Here is a 24,192-nt window from a genome sequence, read left to right on the forward strand (position 1 = left end):
AGGTAGCCTTTCCCCGTGCCCCGTCTGTCTGAAGTCATCGCCGCGCTGGAGAACCTGTGGCCCGCCGAGCGGGCCGAGTCCTGGGACGCGGTCGGCACAGTCGTGGGCGAACCCGACCAGGAGGTCACGCGGGTCCTCTTCGCCGTCGACCCGGTCCAGGAGATCGTCGACGAGGCGGTGAAGCTGGGCGCGGACCTGCTGGTCACCCACCACCCCCTCTACCTGCGCGGTACGACCACCGTGGCGGCCTCGCACTTCAAGGGCCGGGTCGTCCACACCCTCATCAAGAACGACATCGCGCTGCACGTGGCCCACACCAACGCGGACACCGCCGACCCGGGCGTCTCGGACGCGCTCGCCGGCGCGCTCGACCTCCGTGTCGTAGGGCCGCTGGTGCCGGACCCGACGGACCCGGAAGGGCGCCGGGGGCTGGGCCGCGTGTGCGAGGTGGACCCCCCGACGACCGTCCGCGAGCTCGCCGAGCGAGCCGCCGCACGCCTGCCGGCCACCGCGCAGGGCATCCGCGTCGCCGGCGACCCCGAGGCCACCGTCCGCACGGTCGCCGTCAGCGGCGGCTCCGGCGACAGCCTCTTCGACCAGGTCCGCGCGGCCGGCGTCGACGCCTTCCTCACCGCGGACCTGCGCCACCACCCCGTCTCCGAGGCCCGCGCCCACAGTCCTCTCGCGCTGCTCGACGCGGCGCACTGGGCCACCGAGTGGCCCTGGTGCGAGCTGGCCGCCGCCCAGCTCGACGAGATCTCCGACCGCCACGGCTGGAACCTGCGCGTGCACGTCTCCAAGACGGTCACCGACCCCTGGACCAGCCACTCCCCTTCACCTGGAGCCCCCAACTGAACGCCGCGCCCGCCGACCAGATCCGACTCCTCGACGTCCAGGACCTCGACGTCCGCCTCCAGCAGCTCGCCCACAAGCGCCGGTCACTGCCCGAGCACGCCGAGATCGAGTCGCTCACCAAGGACGCCACCCAGCTGCGCGACCTGCTCGTGGCCGCGCAGACCGAGGCGAGCGACACCGCCCGCGAGCAGACCAAGGCCGAGCAGGACGTGGACCAGGTGCGCCAGCGCGCCGCCCGCGACCAGCAGCGCCTGGATTCCGGGGCCGCGACCTCGCCCAAGGACCTGGAGAACCTGCAGCGCGAGATCACCTCCCTCGCCAAGCGCCAGGGCGACCTCGAGGACGTCGTCCTGGAGGTCATGGAGCGCCTGGAGTCCGCGCAGGAGCGGGTGGCCGAGCTGACCGAGCGGGTCGCCTCCGTCCAGTCGAAGATCGAGGACGCCACCGCCCGCCGGGACGCGGCCCTCCAGACGCTCGACGGCGACATCGCCTCCGCGACCAAGGAGCGCGAGGTCATCGCGGCCTCCGTCCCCGCCGACCTGCTCAAGCTCTACGACAAGCTCCGCGCGCAGCAGGGCGGCATCGGTGCGGCCAAGCTGTACCAGCGCACCTGCCAGGGCTGCCGCCAGGAGCTCGCCATCACCGACATCAACGAGATCCGCGCGGCCGCGCCGGACACCGTGGTGCGCTGCGAGAACTGCCGCCGCATCCTGGTCCGCACGTCCGAGTCGGGTCTGTAGGCGGTCGTCGGCGTGCGGGAGTTCATCGTCGAGGCGGACGGCGGCTCGCGGGGCAACCCCGGGCCGGCCGGCTACGGCTCCGTGGTGCGGGACGCGGCGACGGGGGAGACGCTGGTCGAGACATACGAATACCTCGGCACCGTCACCAACAACGTCGCCGAGTACCGGGGACTGCTGGCGGGCCTGCGTGCCGCACACGACCTCGACCCCTCCGCCCGCGTCCACGTCCGCATGGACTCCAAGCTGGTCGTCGAGCAGATGTCGGGGCGCTGGAAGATCAAGCACCCCGACATGAAGCCGCTCGCTCTGGAGGCGGGAAGGGTCTTTCCGTCGGAGCGGGTGACGTACGAGTGGATCCCGAGGGAGCAGAACAAGCACGCGGACCGGCTGGCGAACGAGGCGATGGACTCGGGGGCGTCGGCGAGTTCGGTACGGAAGCCGTCGTCTTCGGCCGCTGCTTCTGCTTCTCCTTCTGCTTCTTCTTCTGCTGATGCCAAGTCTGAGGCGGACCGGCGTGCTGCCAAGGCGGTCGCCGGCCCAGGGTGGGCGCCCGCCGACATGGGGGCCCCGGCCACCTTCGTCCTCCTGCGGCACGGAGAGACGCCCCTGACCCCCCAGAAGCGGTTCTCGGGCAGCGGCGGCACCGATCCCGCCCTCTCCGAGATCGGCAGGGAACAGGCGGAACGCGCGGCGGCGGCGCTGGCCCGCCGAGGCACGATCCAGCACATCCTCGCCTCGCCCCTGACCCGTACCCGGCAGACCGCCGAGGCCGTGGCCGACCGGCTCGGTCTGGAGGTCACCGTCGAGGACGGCCTGATCGAGACCGACTTCGGCGCCTGGGAGGGCCTCACCTTCGGCGAGGTGCGCGAGCGCTACCCGGACGACCTGAACACGTGGCTGTCCGACCCGGAGGCCGAACCCACCGGCGGCGGCGAGAGCTTCGCGGCCACGGCGACCCGGATCGCGGCGACCAGGGACAAGCTCGTCGCGGCGTACGCGGGCCGTACGGTCCTGCTCGTCACCCACGTCACCCCGATCAAGACGTTCGTCCGCCTCGCTCTCGGCGCCCCGCCCGAGTCCCTGTTCCGCATGGAACTCTCGGCGGCGTCCATGTCGGTGGTCGCGTACTACGCCGACGGCAACGCGAGCGTGCGGCTTCTCAACGACACGTCACACCTGCGTCCGTAGCCGGGACGCCTCCCGGGCCAGCCTCTCGACCCGTCCCCAGTCCCGCGCGGCGACCGCGTCCTCCGGGAGCATCCAAGTCCCGCCCACACAGCCGACGTTGGGCAGGGACAGGTACTCGGGGGCGTTCTCCGGCCCGATCCCTCCCGTCGGACAGAACCGCGCCTGCGGCAACGGCCCGGACAGGGACTTCAGATAGGCCGTACCCCCGGCCGCCCCCGCCGGGAAGAACTTCATCTCCCGCACCCCCCGCTCCAGCAGCGCCACGACCTCCGAGGTCGTCGACACCCCCGGCAGGAACGGCACCCCGGACCCCCGCATCGCCTCCAGGAGTACGTCCGTCCAGCCCGGGCTGACGAGAAAGCGCGCGCCGGCGGTCACCGAGTCGGTCACCTGGGCCGGCGTGATGACGGTCCCGGCCCCGACCACCGCGTCCGGCACCTCCTCGGCGATCACCCGGATCGCGTCCAGCGCGGCCGGCGTCCGCAGCGTCACCTCGATCGCGGGCAGCCCGCCGGTGACGAGGGCGCGCGCGAGCGGCACGGCGTCGGCGGCGTCCTGGAGCACGACGACGGGGACGACGGGCGCGAGGTCGAGCAACGAGGCGTGCGACAGGGAGGCCATGGCGTCATCGTGCCGAAGCGCTGCGATGCACGCAATGGTCGTTGCATTCCTTGCAACGGAACGTCAGTGGATCTCGTCCACCAGCACATCCAGCGCCCACGCCTGCCCCGCCTTGGCGGGCGCCGACGCCTCCACCACGTACCCCAGCTCCCGCAGCACCTCCACCAGCTCGGCCGGCCCCTTCGGCGAGACCCCCGCCGCCAGCAGACTCCGCACCATCCGCCCCTTGGTCGCCTTGTTGAAGTGGCTGACCACCTTCCGCGTCGGCGCGTGCAGCACCCGTACGGTTGCCGTCCGTCCCGCGACCTCACCCTTCGGCTTCCATGCGGCCGCGTAGGCGGAGGACCGCAGATCGAGCACGAGCCCGTTCCCGGCGGCCTCGGTGAGCACGGAGGCCATCGGCTTGCGCCAGTGCGCGCCCAGCGCCCCGAGCCCCGGCAGCCTCACCCCCATCGAGCAGCGGTACGACGGAATCCGGTCCGTCACCCGGACCGCTCCCCACAGCCCCGAGAACACGAGAAGCGAACGCCCCGCACGCCTCTTCGCGGCCGCGTCGAGAGAAGCCAGGTCGAGGGCGTCGTAGAGCACGCCGGTGTAGATCTCCCCGGCGGGCCGCGCCCCCGCGGTCCTCAGCTCGACGTTCTTCGCGACCTCGTCGGCCAGCCCCTCACTCAGCCCCAGCACGTCCCGCGCCTTCTCCTCGTCACCGGCGCACAGCTCGACGAGCGCGTCCAGGACCGCCTCACGGCTCTCGTTGAGCCCCGGCAACGACAGCGACTCCAGCTTCAGCGGGGCGCCACGACCGGAGGACGCCTTGCCTTCGGAGGGAGGCAGCAGGACAAGCACGGAACGTCTCCTTCTGTTTGAGCTCCGGACAGCGTACGGGGCCCGATCTGCTTACCCTCGCTGTATGCCTCGCCGCCACATACGTGTGACCGACGTCCCGCTACGGGCCGCTTTCGCCGCCCTGCGCACCGAACTCGGCGTGCCCTCGGACTTCCCGCCCGAGGTGACGGCGGAGGCGCAACGGGTGCCCGACCCGAAGGGGTACGAGGACGCCACCGACATCCCCCTCTTCACCATCGACCCGCCCGCCTCCACCGACCTGGACCAGGCGATGCACCTCTCCCGGCGAGGCACCGGTTACCGCCTCCGGTACGCCATCGCCGACGTCGCCGCCTTCGTCGTCCCGGGCGGCCTCCTCGACGCGGAGGCACACCGGCGGGTGATGACCCTGTACTTCCCTGACACCCGCATTCCGCTCCACCCGCCGGTGCTGAGCGAGGGCGCCGCGAGCCTCCTCCCGGACCAGGTCCGCCCGGCCGCGCTGTGGACGATCGACCTCGACGCGGAAGGCCGTACGACCGCGGCCGACGTCCGCCGGGCCCTGGTCCGCAGCCGGGCCAAGCTGGATTACGAGGGCGTACAGCGAGCGATCGACTCCGGCACGGCCGAGGAGCCGCTGGAGTTGCTCCGCGTCGTCGGCGAGCTGCGGGAACGGCTGGAGGTCGAGCGCGGCGGGATCTCCCTGCGGATCCCCGAGCAGGAGATCGCCGAGCGCGACGGCACGTACGAACTGTCGTACCGCGCCCCGCTGCCCGCCGACGGCTGGAACGCCCAGATCTCCCTGCTCACGGGCATGGCGGCGGCGGACCTGATGCTCGGATACGGCACGGGAGTGCTCCGCACCCTGCCCGCCGCCCCGGACGGCGCGGTGGGACGGTTGCGCCGCACCGCCCCCGCCCTGCACATCGACTGGCCGCACCATGTGTCGTACGCGGCGCTGGTGCGTTCCCTGGACCCGCGGAACCCTCACCACGCGGCCTTCCTCCAGGAGTGCACGACCCTGCTGCGGGGCGCCGGCTACACGGTCTTCCGGGACGGCGTCCTGCCCTCCCTCACCACCCACGCGGCGGTCGCCGCCCCCTACGCCCACTGCACCGCGCCACTGCGACGTCTGGTAGACCGCTACGCTTCGGAGATCTGCCTGGCTGCGGTGGCGGGGGAGCCGGTGCCGGACTGGGTGCTCGCGGCTCTCGAGGCGCTGCCGCGCGAGATGACCGAAGGCGGTCGGCTCGCTGCCAAGGCGGAACGGGAGTGCGTCGACCTGGTCGAGGCGGCCCTGCTGAAGGACCGGGTGGGGGAGGTGTTCGAGGGCTGCGTGGTGGACATCGACGAAGACCGACCGACGGTGGGGACCGTGCAGTTGGAGACGCCGGCGGTCATGGGCCGGATCGACGGGGAGGATCTGTCGCTGGGCGAGCGCCTCAGGGTGAAGGTCGTCCAGTCGGATCCGGGAACCTCGAAAGTGCGCTTCGCGCCCGCTTGATCGCAGGGCGGTGGGTCCGGCAGGTGAGGGGTGGCCTCGGTGACTGACGTCGCTCATCCTCGTGTGCCACGATCGAGGGAACGGTTCCCGATCTCTCGGGCAGGTGATCTTCCGATGTCCCAGTCTGGCGAGCGACAGAAGGAGGGGCGTGACATGACTGCCATGGCTCATGAGCCGCTCACGCCGGCTGAGGGACTGCTGGAGATCTTCCTGGCCCTCGATACCCCGGAGGGTTTCCGGGCCGAGCTGATCGAGGGGGAGATCGTTGTGACGCCGCCGCCGGACGGGGATCACGAGGACTACATCGGGCTGATCGTGAACCAGGTGATCAGGCGAGCGCAGACGGACATGCAGTTCTCCGGCAACAAAGGGCTGAAGCTGCGGAGCGGAGGCGGCTGCCCGAAGAATCACGTGATCCCGGACGGTACGTTCGCCCCCGCCGAGAGGCGGCTTTTCCGGGGTGCCGACTCCTGGATGCCCTGCGACGGAGTCGCCATGGTCCTTGAGGTGACGTCGACCAAACCGGAGGCGGACCGCGAGGCCAAGCGCCGCTGCTACGCCCGCGGCGGCATCCCGCTCTACCTGCTCGTCGACCGGGAGACCTCGTCGGTCACCCTGTTCGGCGACCCGGAGAACGACGACTACCGCGAACTCTGCACCCGGTCCTTCGGCAAGCCGCTCAGACTCCCCGCCCCGTTCGGCTTCGACCTGGAGACCGCGGACTTTCTCTGAGTGCTGAGGCGTTGCACCCTCTGAGCAAGACGGACAGGGGGACGACCGTGGCGGAACAAGCACTGTGGACGAGAGCACGGCTGGGCCGCTGCGGCCCCCCGCTGGACCTCCTGACCGCCCGCTTCGACCGCCACGTCTACGCCGCGCACACGCACGAGCAGTTCAGCATCGGCATCTGCGTCGCCGGCTCCGAGGTCATCGACTACCGGGGCGACCACCTCCGCCCGGGCCCGGGCTCCATCGTCGTACTGGCTCCCGGCGAAATGCACACAGGCCGCCCCGCCGGCTCCGACGGCGGCTACGCCTACCGAGCCCTGTACCCGGACCCCTCCCTCCTCACCGAAGGCACCCTCGGCGGCGGCCTCCCGTACTTCCGCGAACCACTCCTCGACGACCCCGAACTCGCCACCGCCCTCAGTCGCGCCCACGCCGAACTGAGCGTCTGCCCCGACCCGCTGGAGACGGAGTCCCGCCTCCCATGGCTGCTGACGGCACTGGCCCGCCGCCACTCCTCGGCCCGCGCTTCCGACGATGCCCTGCCGGGCGCCGCCCACATCGCCCACGCGGTACGGGACCGCCTGGCCGACGACCTCCTGGAACCCCCCTCCCTCGCCGAACTCGCCACCGCGTTGGGCCTGTCCCGCTACCAACTCCTCCGAGCCTTCCGTACGACGATGGGGATACCGCCGTACGCCTGGCTGGCCCAGCACCGGGTGCATCGGGCCCGCGGACTACTGGAGTCCGGCCTGAAGCCGGCCGAGGTCGCGGGCCTGGTGGGCTTCGCGGACCAGGCACACCTGACGCGCTGGTTCCGCAGGGTGCTCGGGGTGACCCCGGCGGCATACCGCAACAGCGTTCAAGACGCGGGCCGCTGACGCGCCGAGGATGGCCGCATGACTGCACGCGGCTGGTTCCTGTTCTCCCTGATGGGAGTGGTCTGGGGCATCCCCTACCTGTTGATCAAGGTGGCGGTGGACGCCCCGCTGTCCCCGTCGATGGTGGTGTTCACGCGCTGTGCGCTGGGCGCGGCCCTGCTCCTGCCCTTCGCGATACGGCAGGGCGGCCTGCCCGCCACCGTTCGAACCCACTGGCGCCCGATGCTGGCCTTCGCGTGCATCGAGATCATCGGCCCCTGGTGGACCCTGACCGACGCGGAACGCCACCTGTCCAGCTCGACAGCGGGCCTGCTGATCGCGGGCGTCCCGATCGTGGGAGTGGCCCTGGCCCGCTTCTTCGGCGAAACGGAGAGGCTGGGAGTACGGCGCGTCATCGGGCTCGGCCTGGGCCTGGCCGGCGTAGGAGTCCTCACAGTCCCGCACCTGACAGGTGGGGACGCCCGCTCCCTGGCCGAGGTGCTGATAACGGTGATCGGCTACGCAACGGCCCCGTTGATCGCCGCGCGCTACCTCAAAGACATCCCCACCCTCCAGCTCATCGCCCCCTGCCTGGCCCTCGCGGCCCTGGTCTACGCCCCGGCGGCGGCGATGACCTGGCCGTCGGAGATGCCCTCCGCCTCGGTCCTGACCGCGCTGGCCACCCTGGGAGTGGTCTGCACCGCGGTCGCCTTCGTGGCCTTCCTGGAGCTGATCAAGGAGGCGGGCCCGACGAGGGCAACGGTGTTCACGTACGTCAATCCGGCGGTAGCGGTGGCAGCGGGCGCGATCTTCCTGTCCGAGCCACTGACGGCGACCATCGTCGTGGCCTTCACCCTGATCCTGGCGGGCTCGGTACTGGCGACCGCCTCCGGTGCGGGGGCCGCCGCCCGCCCGGCGCTGGGTCACCCGAGGGGCGAGGCCGCGGACGGGGCCCCAGCCGGACAGAGGCGGGGCGCGCGCCCGGTAACATGGTCGACACGGCAGACGAGCCGGGCGGACGGCCGCGTGAAGTCCCCTCTTGGAGGGCTTCCCGAGGAACGTCCGGGCTCCACAGGGCAGGGTGATGGCTAACGGCCACCCGGGGTGACCCGCGGGAAAGTGCCACAGAAAACAAACCGCCGGGGACTTCGGTCTTCGGTAAGGGTGAAACGGTGGTGTAAGAGACCACCAGTGCCCAGGGCGACCTGAGCAGCTAGGTAAACCCCACCCGGAGCAAGGTCAAAAGGAAACACCCCGGTGTTTCTGCGGGGACGTTCGAGGGCTGCCCGCCCGAGTCCCCGGGTAGACCGCACGAGACCGGCGGCAACGCCGGTCCTAGATGGATGGCCGTCTCCCCGGCCGCCGCGAGGCGGTTGGGCGACAGAACCCGGCGTATAGCCCGACTCGTCTGCCGCTAGCTGCGGTTTTGCCTGGGAAAGGGCCTCTGACCTGCGTCGGAGGTCCTTTCCGATCTTTTTGAGGCTTGCTGCGTTACGCGGCGGAAAGTCCCTGGAGCGGGGGACGCGCGAGGCGTCTGAGCTTGCCGGCCCAGACAGTCGCCGCCATGGGAGTGGTCTTGGCTCGGCGGGATTACGCGGCCCCGGCGTTGACCGTCGTGTCAGTCCGCACGGCCCACTCGGCATGGGCTGCGGTGAGCCGAAGCCACATCGTGCGAGGGCTGGGTCTGCCGCACGATCGGGTGACATCTGAACTGGCTTGCCCTTCAGCAGGGCCATCAGGGGAGCCCAGCAGCGGGGGCATGGATTCCACGTTTTGCGCTACATGTACGCACGGCTGACGCTCAAGCCGGGTGAGTCGATCGTCTCGCTCGCCGCAGCGACCGCACCTCGCTCGGCTCATTTCCTCTGTGGCTGCGCCTGCACCCGCAACTGCAAGGTGCGGTGGCCACCGGCGAGTCCGACAGCGAGTAATCATGGTCGTGTAGTCGGAACTACATGAGTTCGTGCACCTCGGCCCGAGACACCGGATAAATAAGCGACCGCAGCTTCTCTCGGGTCTCCGCGTCCGTCGAGTAGAGGATCGTCCCGACCATCCCCCGCGTCAGCAGCACCTTGTACGTGTTGCGGATGAGGCGGTCGACGTCGTCGTCCGGCGTGGCCTTCGTGAAAGACGGGTCCTTCGACGCCGAGCGGTCCACGACCCAGCAGTCCGTTCGCCAGACCAGGTCGGGGCCGATGATCACGCCGGACCAGTCGTACTCGAAGCCCTGCGCGGTGTAGACGCAGCCGACCTGGCCGAAGCCGGCCGGGTCGGTGGCCCAGAGAGGAGCGGGTGGTGCGCCGAGGGCGGATCGGTCGCCGTAAAGGTTCCAGGGACGGGACCATTGGCCGATCACGACGTCTTCGGGGAGGGTCGTCATGTCGGGGGTGATCTTCGTGGTCCACTTCCAGCAGTAGCCGGCCGACATGCGGGCGCCATAGCCCTCCTCGCGGCGCGCGACGAGGAAGTCCTCCAGTTCCTGCGGGGTCTCGGCGGTCAGTAGTTGCAGCTTGGCGTCGGGTTCCCACTGGCTGGGCGTGCCGCCGTCGAGCCCGAGCAGGTCGATGACCCACTTCTCGTACGCGTCGCTCCCGCCGCACCTGAACTGGCCGTCCAGTTCCACCACAGTGCAGTCGAGGCCCTCTGCGGCGGCGGCCCGTTCGATCTCCTGCCTGGTCCCCATCTCGCCGGGGCGCACTACTTGGTGCTGGTCGAGCAGGAACACGGGGACCCGAGCCGCGTCGATCAGTTCCGCCACTTGGGGGCGTCCGGTGCGGAGGGCCGCCTTGGTGTAGCGGTTGGCAGAGGTCTTCCTCAGACGATGTGCCTCGTCGCAGATCAGCACGTCGAGGTCGTTGGGCTCGGCGTCCATGAAGCTGTTGAAGTACATGAATAGCTGCTGCACTTCACGTTTCTTGTGCCCCGCTACCCTGCGCATCGTCTTGGTGAACGACGCGGACCCGGTAGCGTGCAGTGCGGGTACTCCGCGGCGGTACAGCTCACCGAGGACCGACAGTGCGATGACGCTCTTGCCGGATCCGGGACCGCCGGTCACCACGATCACCTGCTTGTGATTGCCGCGCTTGGCCTTGCGGACGGCGGACATCACCTTCTCGTACGCGACCCGCTGCTCGGCGATGAGCACGAACTGCTCGCGGTCACGGATCTCGGCTGCCGCTACCGACATCAGCTGTTTGGACGGCCGCACCTTGGCGTCGAGCAGTGCGTCGGCCACGTGTGCGCCGGGCTTCGCGGCGAGCCGCGAGCGCAGGAAGTCGAGGAAGGCGCCGCGCTGTTCCCCGGTGTACATCCGACCGTACTGGTTCTCCTCGACGTTCCTCAGCCCAGCGATCTGGAACTCTGTCGCGTTGTGCAGGAACGCCACGCCGGCCAGCGAGTTGGGCAGCCGCTCCAACGCACCGTTGAACGACTTCAGGTACTCGCAGTAGCCCCGTACCTGCTCGATCGGATTGAGGACGGGCTGCGCGTACGCGTCGATCCGGCACAGCAGCGGCTCGTCATCTTCCGGGTAGGCCGTGCTCCACTGCTTGAGTTCGACGACGACGTACGACGGCTCGCCGGTGGTCGGGTGCACACCGGCGAGTACGGCGTCCGCGCGCTTGCTGGTCAGGGGAAGGCTGTACTCGACGAGGACCTCAACGTCGTCGAGTCCGGCCTCGATGAGTGCGTTGACAAGGGCGGGGAGGCTGCGCTCCCAGGACCGTATCTCCGCCTGGGCGGGGCTCCGGCCGTGCTGGTGACGGAAGTTCTCGGTCAGATGCAGCGCCAGCGACCCTTCGAGGAGGCGGGCGGCCACGGACGCCGCGGACTCTCGGAACAGCAAGAAAATGCCCCCAGGCAGCACGAAGAAGACTCGTGCGGGTGGGGGCATGTCCTCCGATGTCCGCTGCGCAAGCGGATCAGGAAGCCCGTCGGGCCGCTGAGATGGTACTCACCATCCTAAGTGAGCGATTCGATCACGGGGAGGGGGCGGGGGAGGGGACGGTTACGTGGAGTCTCGCTCGCCGAGCGCCGCACGTAGCCAATCCAGTGACCCCGTGTCCAACACCGCGTCAGCCAGCGCCTGCGCCGTCTTGGTGACAATCCGCCCTCGGCTGTTGTCGATCCACCGCTGGGCATTGGCGTAGCCATGGTCCCGGTACTCGACGCCCTGGATCATGCACTCCAACTTGTCGGCATCCCGCGCGCAAATCGCTTCCGGGGACTCCTTGGCCTCGTACTCGGCGACCAAGTCACGGACGGCTTCTGCCAGAAGCTCGGGCATGCCGGCGACTTGGTCGGCGGTGATGTCGCGAGGGTCGGCCTCTCCGCCGGTGTACTTCTTGCCGAGGTGGTTGACGTCTCCGGTACGCGTTTCTTGGGAGTCGTGCCAGACGGCGAGGAAGGCGGCCCGGGCTGGGTCGGCGCCCTCCAGTTTCGCGATGATCGTGGCGATGAGGGCGGTGCGCCAGGAGTGCTCGGCGACCGACTCCGGGTGCTGTACGCCGGCCATCCACCATCCGGTGCGAGCGGTGTTCTTCAGGGTCCCCGCCTCGTACAGGAAACGGGCAACCGCGGTCAGGTCCTCGGACACCGTGGGGCTCCTCTCACGCCTCGGCGAGGCGGATCGCGTACCGGATGCTTTCCAACTCCCGTCGACCGCGCGACGAGAGCTCCCTGCTATCCAACATCACGGGGAGCCGGTCGCGCAGAGCCCGGGCTGCCGCACCCGATCGGAGCAGGTTGGGACGGATCTGAAGCAGCGACCACAGGGTGTGGATGTTGAGGTCTACGTAGCCGTGGTGCGGCGCCAGGCCCTGGACGAGGTGCGACAGGAGCTTGTCGCCGGGCCAGGCTGGGGGGCGCGGTCGGCGATGAAGTCGTCCGAGAGCTCCTTGGGGTGCATTTCGCCGACCCAGTACGCCCAGTAATTCAGGTTGGCGGCCTCGCCGGCGTCGTCGTCCGTGAGTGCGGTGCTGATGAAGTGGCTCATGGGGTCGCGGTCGCCCTGCCGGGCGGCCACGGCTGCGACGCTGCGGGCATTGAGCCACAAGGTCAGCCAGTCGTCCGGCCGTTCGGTGCGTTGTTGGTGGGCGAGCCAGTCCGCTGTGTCGGTTTGTGTGTCGTAGCCGGAGAGGTACAGGGCTTGGCGGCGCAGTAGGAATTGTCCTTCGCCACGGGCTTGCTCGGCGGTGCGCCGCAGGGTAGAGAAGAACACCGCACGTTCGGGCTGGCTGAGCTGCGGGCCGGCGGGGGCGGGGCCACGCCGCGGGCGCGATGGCTGGGGTAAATCCCGGATGGGCTGCGGCGGTACGCCGTTGAGGGGCCACGCCAGGATCTCGCCGAGTTCGCGCTGCATCACCATCGCGCCGAGCGGACTTTCCTCGACTGCGGCGTTTTCGTCGAGGACGGTCGCCAGTAGGACGTCCGCCTCTAGAGCGCGTTCAAGGGCCTCGAGGAGTGCGGACGGGGTGTTCAGCTGCATGAGTCGATGACGGTGCATGAGCATCTGACCAACCGGCCGGCGATGGTGTCCGGGGAGACCGTCAGGTGCTCGGCGAGCTCCTCTTGCGTGTAGCCCTGGTGTTCCCTGACGAGACGTAGGACGTACCCCGAGATGAGGCCTGAACGGGGCCGCCCTGGCTTCCCCGTACCGCCGGTCAGGGTTTCTCGTGAGCTTCGCCGCATGGGGTGTCCGTTCTGGGGGTCTGAGAGCAAACCACCTGTACTCACAGTCACTTCAGGCTTTGACGCCGGACTTCTACCGTCGTAGACGTCACTGATCGAGCCTAGTAGGGACGCAATTGCTCATGGACACCGTTATCCATGCACATGACTCGTATGTGTCACCTCGTGGAGTGTTGCCTCCGGTCGACCCAGTGGCCGGGCTGGTGGCACACGCGCGCGCCGACGACGAGCTGGACGTCACCGAGTGGCTCCTGCGGGCTGCCGATCATCCGGCCCGGGCGCGTGCTGAGTGGCAGGCCATGGACGTCGCCCTCCTCCGCTGCGGTGTTGCCTTCTCCGCCATCCGCGTACCGGCCGACGCCGTGTTCGCCGCTGCTCGCAGCGAGGATCGCGGCCGGGTCGACGAGTACCTGGCCACCGCGCTGCACGGTGGACCAGTGTTTGTCGACCGGCAGTCAGGCCGGTACTACTTCCTGGTCCCGGCCGGTGCGTGCGCAACCTGGCAGGTGCCGGACACGGTCTGCCTCGTCGCGGACAGCTTCCTTGGCGTGCCGCACCCGAGCATCGACTCAAGCCGGTACTTGGTCCGATCTTCGTGGTGCGTGCCGCCGGAGCGGCCCGAAGTCGTCTGTCAGGCAGATGTGGTTGCGCAGTTGGTCAACATCGGCCGTTCTCGCCTGATCGCGTTGGAGGAGACCGACTGTGACTGACGGTCGGCCGCTCGACTTCGACATGTTCTGTGAGGCATGGACGGAAGCCTTGGAGCTGACCAGCGGGCTGCCTGCCAAGGTCCCAGAGGGGGCTGAGGTAGACCGACTGAGCGGCAACTTGCGTCGGCACGTGGAGTTGCTGGCCGTTGCTTTGGAAGTGGCGGTCGAAGGGTGGTCGGAGGACACCAGTGACCGTGAGACCTCGCGCTGGCTGCTTGTCCGCACCCGTAAGACTCTCGACGACGGGCCGGGTTCGAACCACCACACGGCTGCTGTCCACCTTGAAGACCTCGCCCTGACCTGCCGGGCCCTGGCCACGCTATGTCGTCGGCATGTCTGCGCGCCCCTCCTGAGCGGTTAGCCCCCGGACGCCTGACCGACCCGCGTGGCTCCTGACTCACCCCAGGCCGATCATGCCGCTCAGTTGAGGACTCTCCTCCTCATCACACCGGGCGTTGTAGCTCTTGACGCTTCCAGTAGGTGCTGTTGTGCAGGCCACCGGGGGCCTTTGATGGGCGCCCGATCTTCCGGTCAACGTCCAGGTCGGAATCACAGCCCTGATCGCATCTCGGCCGTGGCCGGGGTGATGAGAAGCCCCGCCAGACCGGACCCGCGCGCCTCCCTGACCGCCCCGGTCATACGGGCCGCGTAGTCCTGTTCTGTGAGGGGGCCGGGATGTCGTTCATGGCGCCCCTCCGACTGCCGCCGTCGTCCGGTTCATCGTCCGAGGAGGGGGTGCGGGGTCCCGTAGGCCGACCAGGTGACAGAGTCAGACGGCCCCAGGGCCCAGCGAACGCTCCGTCACCCGGCTCAGATGGCGATGGAAGACCCCCCGCGTGTCCGGTGTCAGCGTGCGCAGCGCCACCAGTGCCGTGATCACCACGTCGCACAGCTCACCCTGCACGTCGTCCCAGGTATGGCTGACGCCCTTGCGGGGGTTCTGGCCGATCGCCCCGATGACCGCATCGGAGACCTCGCCGACCTCCTCGGAGAGTTTCAGCATGCGCAGCAGGAGGCCCTCGCGGCCGTTCACCGGCTGATCCCTCTCCAGCCAGGTCCACAGGGCGTCGACGGATGTCCACAGGTCCTCGCGGGACGTGCCGTGCTCACTCATGCGGAGCAGCTTCCCACGGCCTGCAGTCCCCCTCGCCTACTCCGCGAACAACGCCTCTTCCTCCTCGAACAGCGACGCCTGCCCGTCGTCGCCCGCCCCCTCCTTCTCCCGCAGCCGCCGGTTCCGCGCCCCCACGACCAGCGTCGTCACCAGCGCGGTCGCCCCGAGAGCGGCCGGCACCATCCACCCCCGGTTCACCGTGTGGCCGAGCGCGTGGTCCAGGGACAGGCGGCCCGGCCCCGTCACCGCGAGACCCGCCGCCGTGAGACCCAGTGTGGCCGCGTACTCGTAGCCGCCGCCGGTGTTGAAGAAGCCGTTGGGGGCGTGTACCGCGGACGCTCCGGCCATCGCGCCGGCCGCCGCCGCACCTGCTGCCGGGGTCGCCAGGCCCAGCGCCAGCAGCGTGCCGCCGCCCGCCTCGGCCAGGCCCGCCGCGGTGGCGCTGGCCTTGCCCGGCGCGTAGCCGACGGACTCCATGAACTGGCCGGTCCCTTCGAGGCCGCCCCCGCCGAACCAGCCGAGCAGTTTCTGCGCGCCGTGGGCGGCCAGTACACCTCCGGCTCCCAGCCGGAGCAGCAGCAGGCCCAGGTCGCGTCGGTCGTAAGCGCTCACGATGACTCCCAGCAGAAGTGGAAAGAGACCCCCCTCGCGTTTCCACCGTCGCACCGCTCACACCTGCCCGGAAAACCCGCGCCGCCGTTCGGGTGGCGCGGGTGGGGGAGCGGTGTGAGTCTGGCTGGCATGACGATTCAGACCGCGAGGCTCAGCGACCCGGCCGTCCGTGCCTTCGTCTCCGCCGTCAACGCCCATGACCGTGAGGCCTTCCTGGCCCTGCTCGCGCCCGGGGCGACCATGGCGGACGACGGCAGCGACCGTGACCTCGACGAGTGGGTCGACCGGGAGATCTTCTCCTCCCACGGCCATCTCGACGTCGACAACGAGTCCAACGGCGGCCGTTCCCTCCTCGCCCACTACCGCAACGACGCCTGGGGCGAGATGCGCACCCGCTGGCACTTCACGGTCGGGGAGGACGGCAGGATCTCCCGATTCGAGACCGGCCAGGCCTGAATCCCGAGAAAGCCCTTGCCCTGGAGCGCACTCCAACTCCTAGCGTTCTCACCCATGGAGATCACACGCACTCTCGGCCGTTCCGGCATCGAGGTCAGCGCGCTCGGCTTCGGGTGCTGGGCGATCGGCGGCGAATGGCAGGACGCCGACGGACAGCCCCTCGGCTGGGGCAAGGTCGACGACGAGGAGTCCGTACGGGCCGTCCGGCGCGCCCTCGACCTCGGCATCACCTTCTTCGACACGGCGGACACCTACGGCGCCGGACACAGTGAGCGGGTGCTCGGACGGGCGCTGGGCAAGCGGCGGGACGACGTCGTCCTCGCCACCAAGTGGGGCAACGTCTTCGACGAGGACACCCGCACCCTCACCGGCTCCGACCACACCCCCGAGTACGCCCGCCGCGCCCTGACCGCCTCCCTGGAGCGTCTGGGCACCGACCGCATCGACCTGTACCAGCTCCACCTCTCCGACCTCGACCCGGTACTCGCGGCCGAACTCCGGGACCTGTGCGAGGAGTTCGTGAGCGAGGGGCTCATCCGCGCCTACGCCTGGAGCACCGACGACCCGGCCCGGGCCGCGGTGTTCGCGCGAGGGGAGCACTGCACGGCCGTACAGCATGCCCTCAACGTGCTGCAGGACGCGCCCGAAATGCTGTCCCTGTGCGAGGAGTTGGACCTGGCCGGCATCAACCGCAGCCCGCTCGCCATGGGGTTGCTGGCCGGCAAGCGCCAAGGGCCGAAGGACGCCGGTGACATCCGCAGCAAGCCCCCGGCCTGGCTCCAGGGCTTCGGTGACGGTACGTCCGCCGACCGGGAGTGGCTGTCCCGGATCGACGCGCTCAAGGAGATCCTGACGAGCGACGGCCGTACGCTCGCGCAGGGTGCCCTGGCCTGGATCTGGGCCCGCAGCCCCCGCACGGTTCCGATTCCCGGCTTCCGGTCGGTGGCCCAGGCCGAGCAGAACGCGGGCGCGATCGAGAAGGGGCCGCTCACCGCCGAGCAGGTGACCGAGATCAACAAGCTTCTGGAACGGTGAGCGGCCCCCGGCCGGGACGGGCGGCTAGTGCCCCTGCGTCAACGACTGCGACTGCTCGGTCAACGCGATCTGTCCCGCCTTGATGGTCGCCAGCCGTGGCGCCCGCCGAGCGATCGACGAGTCATGCGTGACCAGGACGAACGTCAGCCCGTACTCGTGCCACAGCCCCTCCAGCAACGCCATGATCTCGTCGCGCATCGACTCGTCGAGGTTGCCGGTGGGCTCGTCGGCGAGCAGCACCTTCGGTTTCTTGACCAGCGCCCGCGCGATGGCCACCCGCTGCTGCTGGCCGCCGGACAGCTCGGCGGGCGCGTGGGTGAGCCGTTCGCCGAGGCCGACGGACCTGAGGGCCTCCGCCGCGCGCTCGCGCCGTTCGGCCGGCTTCACGCCGAGCGGCACGAGGGCCGTCTCCACGTTCTCCTGCGCCGTCAGCGTCGGGATGAGGTTGAACGACTGGAAGATGATGCCGACCTTCTCGGCCCGCAGCCGGGTCAGCCTGGCCTCGCTGATCTTCGCGAGGTCGACGCCGTCCAGTTCGACGCTGCCCTCGGTGGGGCGGTCCAGGCCGCCGATCATCTGGAGCAGGGTGGACTTGCCGCCGCCCGTGGGGCCCTGGATGACCAGCTGGTCGCCGTCCTCGATGGTGAGGTCCACGCCGCGCAGCGCCTCCACCGTCTCCTTGCCGCGCGTGTAGCGCTTGGTGACGCCGGTGAGTCTGTACATGAGAACTCCGTAGAGAAGCCGTAGAGAAGCCGTAGATGAACAAGGAGGGGGAAGGCGACAGCCGTCGCGACAGACCGCTGTTACGACACGCTGTGCCGCTGTTACGACGCGCTGTGCCGCCGTTACGACACGCTGCGCAACGCGTCCGCCGGCCGCATCCGGGACGCCCGCCATCCGCCCATCGCGCCGGCGATCAGCCCGCCGGTCACCGCGAGGCCCACCGCGAGCGCGATGGTGGTCATCGAGACCGGCGCGGACAGCGCGATCTCCATGGTGTTCTGGGTGGCCTGCCGGCCGGGACCGCCGCCCCCGCCGGGGCCGCCCGCGCCACCACCGCCGGTGTTGCCGAGCTGCGCGGTCAGCTTGGGGCTGATCGCGGTCACCGTGTACGCGGCCGCGAGGCCCAGTCCGATGCCGAGGGCGCCGCCGAGCAGGCCGTTCACGATCGACTCGCCGACGACCTGCCGGGTGACCCGGCGGCTCGGCCAGCCGAGCGCCTTCAGGGTGCCGAACTCCCGCACCCGGCGCGATACCGCCGAGGAGGTCAGCAGCGCGGCGACCAGGAAGGCGGCGACGAGCACGGCGATGGAGAGCCACTTGCCGACGCTGGTCGCGAGGTCGGAGGCGGTGGACAGGGACCCGGAGACGGTCTCGGCGAGGTCGGCGGAGGTCGTGACGGTCGTACCGGAGATGTTCTTCTGGATCGCCGCCTTGACGGAGTCGATCTGCTGCGAGTCGGTGGCCTTGACGTAGATCGTGGTGACCTGGTTCTTGGCGTCGGCCAGCGTCTGGGCCTGCTTCAGCGGCAGGTAGACGTCGGTGGTGGACTCGCTGCTGTCCGGCGTCGCGATGCCGATGACCGTGTACGTGGTGCCGGAGATCTTCAGGGTCCCGCCGACCTTGAGGGAGTTCTCCTTGGCGTACGCCTTGCTGACGACGGCGACCTTCGCATTGGTCTGCGCGGCGGTGAAGGTCTTGCCGGTGGTGATCTTCGATCCGGCCAGCGGGCCGGGCGTCTGGTCGGTGACGTCCACGCCGGCCACCGAGTAGGAGTTCACGTCGAAGTTGGCGCCGCCGCCCTGGACCTGGGGCGCGGCGGTGCTGTTGCCGCCCGAACCGCCGCCGGAGCCGCCGCCCGGGCCGCCCTGGCCGCTGTTCCCGGTGTTTCCGCCGGAACTCTGCGCCTTGCCCTGGGTGAAGGAACCGTCGACCTTGGTGACGTTCAGCGTCAGCGCGCCCACCGCGCTCGCCACGCCCTTCTGCTGGGCGACCTTCGTGACCACACTGGACGCCAGGGCCTGACCGCCCTGGGTCATGACACGGTCCGAGCTCTGCGTGTCGTCGCTGTCGTTGGAGTTGGCGTCGAACTGGAAGTTCGGTCTGCCCGAACTCCCGGACGTGGGGGCCGACCTGGTCTTGGTGACGGTCATGTCGGTGCCGAGCCCGTACAGCGACTTCAGGACCTTGTCCTGAGCCTGAGTCATGCCGGCCGACACCGAGTTGACGGTGATGACCAGCGCGATACCGAGCGCCAGACCCAGAGCGATGACCAGGGCCGCCTTCTTGCGCCGGCCCAGCTCGCGCTTGAGATAGATGCCAAACATCCCGTTCCTCGAAGGTTCTTGGCGCCCGCTGTGGGCGCGCCCTCAACGTAGGGACGCTGCATTGCGGGGCCGTGAGGAAGGGATATGCGCAGGCTGAGAAGGGATGTGCGTGAGCTGAGAATGTGCGCGGCGGCCGTCCACGGACCGGTGCGTACCTCGCGGTCCCACGCGAGATCCACCCCCACCCGGTCCATGGATGGCCGCCGCGCTCCCCCCTCGGATGCGGTCGTCGGAACGCCACTCCTCAAGTGTGAAGCTCTTGTGGAGGACGCGTGATGAGCATAAGCCGCCAACCGGCCGCAGTGGGGTGGAATCTCGGATTCCGTTTGTGGTAATCGGCTGCTCAGCCACGCCCCACATAGGGCATCGCCGTCGCCAGTACGGTCGCGAACTGCACGTTCGCCTCCAGCGGCAGCTCCGCCATGTGCCGCACCGTGCGCGCCACATCGGCCACGTCCATCACGGGTTCCGGCACGACCTCCCCGTTGGCCTGCAGCGCCCCGGCCCCCATGCCCGCGGTCATGTCGGTCGCCGCGTTCCCGATGTCGATCTGCCCGACCGCGATGCCGTACGCCCGCCCGTCCAGCGACAGCGACTTGGTGAGGCCGGTGAGGGCGTGCTTGGTCGCGGTGTAGGCGACGGAGTGCGGCCGGGGCGTGTGCGCCGAGATCGAGCCGTTGTTGATGATCCGGCCGCCCCGCGGGTCCTGCTCCTTCATCTGCCGGTACGCGGCCTGCGCGCACAGGAACGCCCCGTTGAGGTTGGTGTCCACCACGTGCCGCCACGCGTCGTACGGCAGCTCCTCCACCGGCACCCCGCCGGGCCCGAAGGTCCCCGCGTTGTTGAACAGCAGATCCACCCGCCCGAACCGCTCCACCACGGCGGCGAACAGCGCGGCCACGTCGTCGGGGAGCGAGACGTCCGTCCGTACGGCGAGATGGTCGCCCTCGGGCGCGAGGGCCGCCGTCTCCTCCAGGGTCTCGGTGCGACGCCCGGCCAGCGCCACCGACCAACCCGTCCGCAGCAGTTCCACGGCGACCGCGCGGCCGATCCCGGAGCCCGCGCCGGTCACCACGGCGGTCTTCACGTTCTTGGTGTCCATGAACCCGCAGCGTAGGTGAGACAGGGGCTCACGCCGGCGTGACGATCCCGGCGGTCTCTCCCGGGTAACGCACGCCGATCCGGTCCCGAACCGCGTCCAGCGTCCGCATCACCGCGAGGGTGCCCTCCAGCGGCACCAGCGGGGACTGGGTCTCCCCGGCCCGCAGCGCGCGCATCACCTCGCGAGCCTCGTGCTTGAGGCTGTTGCGGGGCCCGTCGGCCGGGTCGGCGACGAACTCCTCCGGGTCACGCCCGTCCCGGTGCAGCACGAAACGGTCCGGGTGGAAGAAGCCGTTGGGGATGTCGATGCGGCCCAGCGAGCCGGTGACCGACGCGATCGTGGCGGTGCCGCCGGTCAGGGAGCAGTGCAGGGAGGCGAGCGCCCCGCTGTCCCAGGAGAGCAGCGCGCCCGTCTGCAGATCGACGCCCTCCTCGGAGAGCACCGCCTTCGCCGTGACGTCCGAGGGCTCCCCGAGCAGCAGCTGCGCGAACGACACCGGGTACACCCCGAGGTCCAGGAGCGCGCCGCCGCCCTGTGCCGGATCCCGCAGCCGGTGCGCGGGCGGGAAGGGCCCGGCGAGCCCGAAGTCGGCCTGCACGGTGCGGACCTCGCCGATCGCGCCGTCGTCGACGAGGGCCTTGAGCCGCCGGACCAGCGGGTTGCAGTACATCCACATGGCCTCCATGAGGAAGCGGTCGTACTCCTTCGCGAGCGCGACCAGTTCCTCGGCCTCCCGCGCGTTCAGCGTGAACGCCTTCTCGCACAGGACATTGCGCCCGGCGCTCAGACACAGCCCGGCGGCCGCCCGGTGCGCCGCGTGCGGGGTGGCGACGTACACGACATCGATGTCCGCGTCCTCGGCCAGGGCGCCCCACTCGCCGTACGCCCGCTCGATCCCGAACCGCTCCGCGAACGCCTTCGCCGAGGCCTCGGACCGGGAGGCCACCGCGACCACCTCCGCGTCCGGCAGATCCACCAGGTCCGCGGTGAACGCGGCCGCGATCCCGCCCGTCGCCAGAATCCCCCAGCGCACGCTCTGCTCCGTCATCCCGGCTCCACCCTCGCTCACATGACCCTCGCCACCCTGTACGAGCTGAGAGCATAGGTGTCGGATCACGTGGAGAGGGAGGGGCACATGCCCGAGCAGGGGCACCTTGAGCAGCGGGGGCACGTCGAGAGGGCGGACGTACCGAAGGCGGAACCACCGGCGGCCGCCGTGCGCCGCACCGGTCTGCTCGTCACCCTGCTCCTCGGCGGCCTCACCGCCACGCCCCCGCTGGCGATGGACATGTACCTGCCGTCGCTGCCGCAGGTCACCGACTCCCTGCACGCGCCCGCCGCCACCGTCCAGCTCACCCTCACCGCCTGTCTGCTCGGCATGGCGCTCGGGCAGCTGGTGGTCGGCCCGATGAGCGACCGCTGGGGCCGCCGCCGTCCGCTGCTCGCCGGTCTCCTCGCGTACGTGGTTGCCACCGCGCTGTGCGCCCTCGCGCCGACCGTGGAGTTCCTGGTCGGCTTCCGGCTGGTGCAGGGGCTCGCGGGCGCCGCGGGCATAGTGATCGCCCGGGCCGTGGTCCGGGACCTGTACGACGGCGTGGCGATGGCCCGGTTCTTCTCGACTCTCATGCTGATCGGCGGGGTCGCGCCGATCGTGGCACCGCTGATCGGCGGGCAGATCCTGCGGGTCACGGACTGGCGGGGCGTGTTCGTGGTCCTCACGGTCATCGGGGCGCTGCTCGCCGCCCTGGTGTGGGCGAGGCTGCCCGAGACTCTCCCGGCGGCCCAGCGGCGCACCGGCGGCGTCGTCGAGGCCCTGCACTCCATGCGCCGACTCCTCGCCGACCTGCCGTTCACCGGCTACATGCTCACCGGCGGCTTCGCCTTCGCCGCGCTGTTCGCCTACATCTCGGCGTCCCCGTTCGTGATCCAGGAGATCTACGGCGCCTCCCCGCAGACGTTCAGCCTGCTGTTCGGCGTGAACTCGGTCGGCCTCGTCGTGGTCGGCCAGATCAACGGCAAGCTGCTGGTGGGCAGGGTCAGCCTGGAGCGGGTCCTGGGCGTGGGCCTGCTGACCGTGACGGCGGCGGCCACGGCCCTGCTGCTGATGACGACCGGGGTCTTCGGCGAGGTGGGCCTGTTCCCCGTCGCCGCCGGCCTCTTCGTCCTGATGTCCGCGATGGGTGTCGTCCTGCCCAACGCCCAGTCCCTCGCGCTCCTGCGTACCAAGCACTCCGCCGGTTCCGCGTCCGCCCTGCTCGGTACGTCCTCCTTCCTCATCGGCGCGATCGCCTCCCCGCTGGTAGGAATGGCCGGAGAAGGCACGGCGGTCCCGATGGCGGTCGTCCAGCTGGCGGCCGCACTGGTAGCGCTGCTGTGTTTCATGGCAATGTGCCGTCCTTGGAACAGGCGTGCGACTGTGGAGGGAGCAGAGAACTGAGCGCACCGAGACTGCGCACCGACACACCGGAGCGGGCCGGGCTCGACCCCGGGGAACTCCGGCATCTCGTCCGGGACTTCCACGCCCTCACCGCCGGCGAACGCCCCTGGGCCCCCGGCGCCGTCCTGGTCGCGGGGCGCGGCCCGGTGATCGCCGTGGAGGAGGCGTCGGGCTGGGCGGTCCGTTACGCGTCCTACGACCCCGCGGCCGACGCGGGTGTCGAACTGCCCCCCGGGGCGCGCGTCCCCGCCCGGGTGGACACCCCCTTCGACCTGGCGTCCCTCACCAAGCTGTTCACGGCCGTGGCGGCGGTGCAGCAGATCGAGCGGGGCACGCTGGGCATCGACGCGCGGGTGGGCGCCTACCTGCCCGACTTCACGGCGGCCGTGACCCACGGGATCACCGTCCGTGAACTGCTCACCCACACCTCGGGACTGCGCCCCGAACTCCCGCTCCACGACTGCGACGACGACGAGGACCGCCTGAACCTCCTGCGCGCCGAGCCGCCCGTCGGGGTCCCCGGCACCTACACCTACTCCGACCTCAACCCGCTCCTCCTCCAGCACGTCCTCGAACGGATCACCGGCCGCCCTCTCGACGTCCTCGTCCACGAGGGCATCACCCGCCCCCTCGGCATGATGTCCACCCGCTTCGGCCCCTGCGCCGGGGCGGCGGCCACGGAGGACCAGCGCCGGCCGTGGGCCAAGGCGGACCGGGGGATGCTGCGGGGTCAGGTCCACGACGAGAACGCGTGGGCGCTGGGCGGGGTGGCGGGCCACGCGGGTCTCTTCTCGACCGCGCGCGACCTAGCGGTCTTCTGCCGGACCCTGCTGGCGGGCGGCGCGTACGGGCCCGCCCGCATCCTCGGCCCGGACTTCGTGGAGCTGCTGCTGACTCCACCGGGGCTGGGGTTCGCCATCGACCAGAAGTGGTTCATGGGGGAGCTGGCGGGCCGGGGAGCGGCGGGCCACACGGGCTTCACGGGCACGTCCCTGGTCCTGGACCCGGCGACCGACACCTTCGTGGTGCTCCTGGCCAACACCGTGCACCCGAGAAGACGCCCACCGGACAACCGGCCGCGCGCGGAGGCGGCGACGAGGGTGGCGCGGGCGGTGCGGGGGGCGGGGGCTTACTGACCCCAGCCGACGAGACCCTCCGCAGTGTGACCTGGTGTCGGCCGGGGTGGCTCCCGGCCGAGGGGGGGTGGGTGGTCAGGGGGTCTGCGGGTTGCCTGCCGGGGCGGGGGCGGGGGAGGCCGTGGAGTCACCCCGGCCGGCCGTTCGTGGTGTGACCTGGTGTCCGTCGGCGTGGGTCCCGGCCGAGGGGCGCGGGAGGTTCGCGGGGTGGCCCGCGGGGGTGGGGGCGGCGAAACCGCGGAGTCACCCGGCACCG

22 protein-coding genes, 1 other RNA gene and 2 pseudogenes are annotated in these 24,192 nt (G+C 70.4%); 14 read left to right on the forward strand and 11 right to left on the reverse strand.

Annotated features, from left to right (window positions below):
* Positions 1–15 precede the first annotated feature (15 nt).
* Genes ACIRP7_RS32280 through ACIRP7_RS32290 form a run of 3 tightly spaced genes read left to right on the forward strand, consistent with a single transcriptional unit; the run spans position 16 to position 2,783 of the window.
* Complete coding sequence (locus tag ACIRP7_RS32280) at positions 16–855, forward strand: Nif3-like dinuclear metal center hexameric protein (protein ID WP_403666401.1); 840 nt, start codon at positions 16–18, stop codon at positions 853–855.
* Positions 852–1,595 (forward strand): C4-type zinc ribbon domain-containing protein, encoded by a 744-nt coding sequence (locus tag ACIRP7_RS32285; RefSeq protein ID WP_352384323.1) that lies wholly within the window; start codon positions 852–854, stop codon positions 1,593–1,595. The genes ACIRP7_RS32280 and ACIRP7_RS32285 overlap by 4 nt, the downstream gene beginning before the upstream one ends.
* A 12-nt stretch (positions 1,596–1,607) precedes the next feature.
* Positions 1,608–2,783, forward strand: coding sequence for a bifunctional RNase H/acid phosphatase (locus ACIRP7_RS32290; protein ID WP_403666404.1), 1,176 nt, complete (start codon positions 1,608–1,610; stop codon positions 2,781–2,783).
* Here the strand turns inward: ACIRP7_RS32290 and eda are convergent.
* Positions 2,766–3,404 carry a bifunctional 4-hydroxy-2-oxoglutarate aldolase/2-dehydro-3-deoxy-phosphogluconate aldolase gene (gene eda, locus ACIRP7_RS32295; RefSeq protein WP_403666407.1) on the reverse strand — a complete coding sequence of 213 codons (639 nt, stop codon included), beginning with the start codon at positions 3,402–3,404 and terminating at the stop codon, positions 2,766–2,768. The genes ACIRP7_RS32290 and eda overlap by 18 nt on opposite strands.
* 63 nt (positions 3,405–3,467) lie before the next feature.
* On the reverse strand, positions 3,468–4,250 hold the full coding sequence (gene yaaA, locus ACIRP7_RS32300) for a peroxide stress protein YaaA (RefSeq protein ID WP_403666409.1): 783 nt from the start codon (positions 4,248–4,250) through the stop codon (positions 3,468–3,470).
* Positions 4,251–4,314: 64 nt separating this feature from the next.
* Here yaaA and ACIRP7_RS32305 point away from each other — a divergent pair, with 64 nt between their 5' ends.
* The 5 genes and pseudogenes from ACIRP7_RS32305 to rnpB all read left to right on the forward strand — a co-directional run bounded on the left by ACIRP7_RS32305 (position 4,315) and on the right by rnpB (position 8,730).
* Complete coding sequence (locus tag ACIRP7_RS32305) at positions 4,315–5,733, forward strand: RNB domain-containing ribonuclease (protein WP_403666412.1); 1,419 nt, start codon at positions 4,315–4,317, stop codon at positions 5,731–5,733.
* 153 nt (positions 5,734–5,886) lie between these two features.
* Complete coding sequence (locus tag ACIRP7_RS32310) at positions 5,887–6,465, forward strand: Uma2 family endonuclease (RefSeq protein WP_403666415.1); 579 nt, start codon at positions 5,887–5,889, stop codon at positions 6,463–6,465.
* A 47-nt stretch (positions 6,466–6,512) separates the two neighbouring features.
* On the forward strand, positions 6,513–7,340 hold the full coding sequence (locus ACIRP7_RS32315) for a helix-turn-helix domain-containing protein (RefSeq protein ID WP_403666418.1): 828 nt from the start codon (positions 6,513–6,515) through the stop codon (positions 7,338–7,340).
* A 51-nt stretch (positions 7,341–7,391) separates the two neighbouring features.
* Positions 7,392–8,141 (forward strand): annotated as a pseudogene (locus ACIRP7_RS32320) (DMT family transporter); the annotation flags it as partial.
* 184 nt (positions 8,142–8,325) lie between these two features.
* An RNA gene (gene rnpB / locus ACIRP7_RS32325) (RNase P RNA component class A) lies at positions 8,326–8,730 on the forward strand.
* Positions 8,731–9,270: 540 nt separating this feature from the next.
* Here rnpB and ACIRP7_RS32330 read toward each other — a convergent pair.
* The 3 genes and pseudogenes from ACIRP7_RS32330 to ACIRP7_RS32340 all read right to left on the reverse strand — a co-directional run bounded on the left by ACIRP7_RS32330 (position 9,271) and on the right by ACIRP7_RS32340 (position 13,007).
* The gene (locus ACIRP7_RS32330; RefSeq protein ID WP_403666420.1) at positions 9,271–11,163 is read right to left on the reverse strand and encodes a DNA/RNA helicase domain-containing protein; all 1,893 of its coding nucleotides are present in this window, start codon (positions 11,161–11,163) and stop codon (positions 9,271–9,273) included.
* 162 nt (positions 11,164–11,325) lie between these two features.
* On the reverse strand, positions 11,326–11,913 hold the full coding sequence (locus ACIRP7_RS32335) for an HD family hydrolase (protein WP_403666423.1): 588 nt from the start codon (positions 11,911–11,913) through the stop codon (positions 11,326–11,328).
* A 13-nt stretch (positions 11,914–11,926) separates the two neighbouring features.
* A pseudogene (locus ACIRP7_RS32340) lies at positions 11,927–13,007 on the reverse strand (helix-turn-helix domain-containing protein).
* Between the two features lie 191 nt (positions 13,008–13,198).
* On the opposite strand from ACIRP7_RS32340, the gene ACIRP7_RS32345 reads away from it, so the two are divergent.
* The gene (locus tag ACIRP7_RS32345; protein WP_403666426.1) at positions 13,199–13,717 is read left to right on the forward strand and encodes a hypothetical protein; all 519 of its coding nucleotides are present in this window, start codon (positions 13,199–13,201) and stop codon (positions 13,715–13,717) included.
* Entirely contained in the window at positions 13,710–14,078 is a 369-nt protein-coding gene (locus tag ACIRP7_RS32350) for a DUF6415 family natural product biosynthesis protein (RefSeq protein WP_403666429.1), read from the forward strand. Before ACIRP7_RS32345 ends, ACIRP7_RS32350 begins: the two co-directional genes overlap by 8 nt.
* Before the next feature lie 408 nt (positions 14,079–14,486).
* On the opposite strand, the gene ACIRP7_RS32355 is transcribed toward ACIRP7_RS32350, so the two are convergent.
* Together ACIRP7_RS32355 and ACIRP7_RS32360 are read right to left on the reverse strand one after the other, a co-directional pair.
* On the reverse strand, positions 14,487–14,831 hold the full coding sequence (locus tag ACIRP7_RS32355) for a MazG-like family protein (RefSeq protein ID WP_403666432.1): 345 nt from the start codon (positions 14,829–14,831) through the stop codon (positions 14,487–14,489).
* Between the two features lie 36 nt (positions 14,832–14,867).
* A complete protein-coding gene (locus tag ACIRP7_RS32360; protein WP_403666434.1) occupies positions 14,868–15,443 on the reverse strand; it encodes a DoxX family protein in 576 nt (191 codons plus the stop codon).
* Between the two features lie 129 nt (positions 15,444–15,572).
* Between ACIRP7_RS32360 and ACIRP7_RS32365 the strand changes: the two genes are divergently transcribed.
* Together ACIRP7_RS32365 and ACIRP7_RS32370 are read left to right on the forward strand one after the other, a co-directional pair.
* Positions 15,573–15,899, forward strand: a complete 327-nt coding sequence (locus ACIRP7_RS32365; protein WP_403666437.1) for a nuclear transport factor 2 family protein — start codon at positions 15,573–15,575, stop codon at positions 15,897–15,899.
* 54 nt (positions 15,900–15,953) lie between these two features.
* Positions 15,954–16,934 carry an aldo/keto reductase gene (locus ACIRP7_RS32370; protein ID WP_403666439.1) on the forward strand — a complete coding sequence of 327 codons (981 nt, stop codon included), beginning with the start codon at positions 15,954–15,956 and terminating at the stop codon, positions 16,932–16,934.
* Positions 16,935–16,958: 24 nt separating this feature from the next.
* On the opposite strand, the gene ACIRP7_RS32375 is transcribed toward ACIRP7_RS32370, so the two are convergent.
* From ACIRP7_RS32375 to ACIRP7_RS32390, 4 genes are all read right to left on the reverse strand, one after another.
* A complete protein-coding gene (locus ACIRP7_RS32375; protein ID WP_403666442.1) occupies positions 16,959–17,657 on the reverse strand; it encodes an ABC transporter ATP-binding protein in 699 nt (232 codons plus the stop codon).
* A gap of 122 nt (positions 17,658–17,779) precedes the next feature.
* Positions 17,780–19,261, reverse strand: a complete 1,482-nt coding sequence (locus ACIRP7_RS32380) for an ABC transporter permease (protein ID WP_403666444.1) — start codon at positions 19,259–19,261, stop codon at positions 17,780–17,782.
* Positions 19,262–19,604: 343 nt separating this feature from the next.
* On the reverse strand, positions 19,605–20,363 hold the full coding sequence (locus ACIRP7_RS32385; protein ID WP_403666447.1) for an SDR family oxidoreductase: 759 nt from the start codon (positions 20,361–20,363) through the stop codon (positions 19,605–19,607).
* 28 nt (positions 20,364–20,391) lie between these two features.
* The gene (locus ACIRP7_RS32390; RefSeq protein ID WP_403666450.1) at positions 20,392–21,411 is read right to left on the reverse strand and encodes a Gfo/Idh/MocA family protein; all 1,020 of its coding nucleotides are present in this window, start codon (positions 21,409–21,411) and stop codon (positions 20,392–20,394) included.
* A gap of 87 nt (positions 21,412–21,498) precedes the next feature.
* Here ACIRP7_RS32390 and ACIRP7_RS32395 point away from each other — a divergent pair, with 87 nt between their 5' ends.
* Together ACIRP7_RS32395 and ACIRP7_RS32400 are read left to right on the forward strand one after the other, a co-directional pair.
* A complete protein-coding gene (locus tag ACIRP7_RS32395) occupies positions 21,499–22,800 on the forward strand; it encodes a multidrug effflux MFS transporter (protein ID WP_403666453.1) in 1,302 nt (433 codons plus the stop codon).
* Positions 22,752–23,936 carry a serine hydrolase domain-containing protein gene (locus tag ACIRP7_RS32400; protein WP_403666456.1) on the forward strand — a complete coding sequence of 395 codons (1,185 nt, stop codon included), beginning with the start codon at positions 22,752–22,754 and terminating at the stop codon, positions 23,934–23,936. The genes ACIRP7_RS32395 and ACIRP7_RS32400 overlap by 49 nt, the downstream gene beginning before the upstream one ends.
* Positions 23,937–24,192 lie beyond the last annotated feature (256 nt).

Source organism: Streptomyces sp. NPDC102270, from assembly GCF_044766405.1.
GTDB lineage: Bacteria > Actinomycetota > Actinomycetes > Streptomycetales > Streptomycetaceae > Streptomyces.

Coding starts and splice junctions, on each gene's coding strand:
- eda (WP_403666407.1), bottom strand. CDS start 3,404: ATGGCCTCCCTGTCGCACGCCTCGTTGCTCGACCTCGCGCCCGTCGTC.
- ACIRP7_RS32305 (WP_403666412.1), top strand. CDS start 4,315: ATGCCTCGCCGCCACATACGTGTGACCGACGTCCCGCTACGGGCCGCT.
- ACIRP7_RS32310 (WP_403666415.1), top strand. CDS start 5,887: ATGACTGCCATGGCTCATGAGCCGCTCACGCCGGCTGAGGGACTGCTG.
- ACIRP7_RS32355 (WP_403666432.1), bottom strand. CDS start 14,831: ATGAGTGAGCACGGCACGTCCCGCGAGGACCTGTGGACATCCGTCGAC.
- ACIRP7_RS32365 (WP_403666437.1), top strand. CDS start 15,573: ATGACGATTCAGACCGCGAGGCTCAGCGACCCGGCCGTCCGTGCCTTC.
- ACIRP7_RS32370 (WP_403666439.1), top strand. CDS start 15,954: ATGGAGATCACACGCACTCTCGGCCGTTCCGGCATCGAGGTCAGCGCG.
- ACIRP7_RS32375 (WP_403666442.1), bottom strand. CDS start 17,657: ATGTACAGACTCACCGGCGTCACCAAGCGCTACACGCGCGGCAAGGAG.
- ACIRP7_RS32380 (WP_403666444.1), bottom strand. CDS start 19,261: ATGTTTGGCATCTATCTCAAGCGCGAGCTGGGCCGGCGCAAGAAGGCG.
- ACIRP7_RS32385 (WP_403666447.1), bottom strand. CDS start 20,363: ATGGACACCAAGAACGTGAAGACCGCCGTGGTGACCGGCGCGGGCTCC.
- ACIRP7_RS32390 (WP_403666450.1), bottom strand. CDS start 21,411: ATGACGGAGCAGAGCGTGCGCTGGGGGATTCTGGCGACGGGCGGGATC.
- ACIRP7_RS32395 (WP_403666453.1), top strand. CDS start 21,499: ATGCCCGAGCAGGGGCACCTTGAGCAGCGGGGGCACGTCGAGAGGGCG.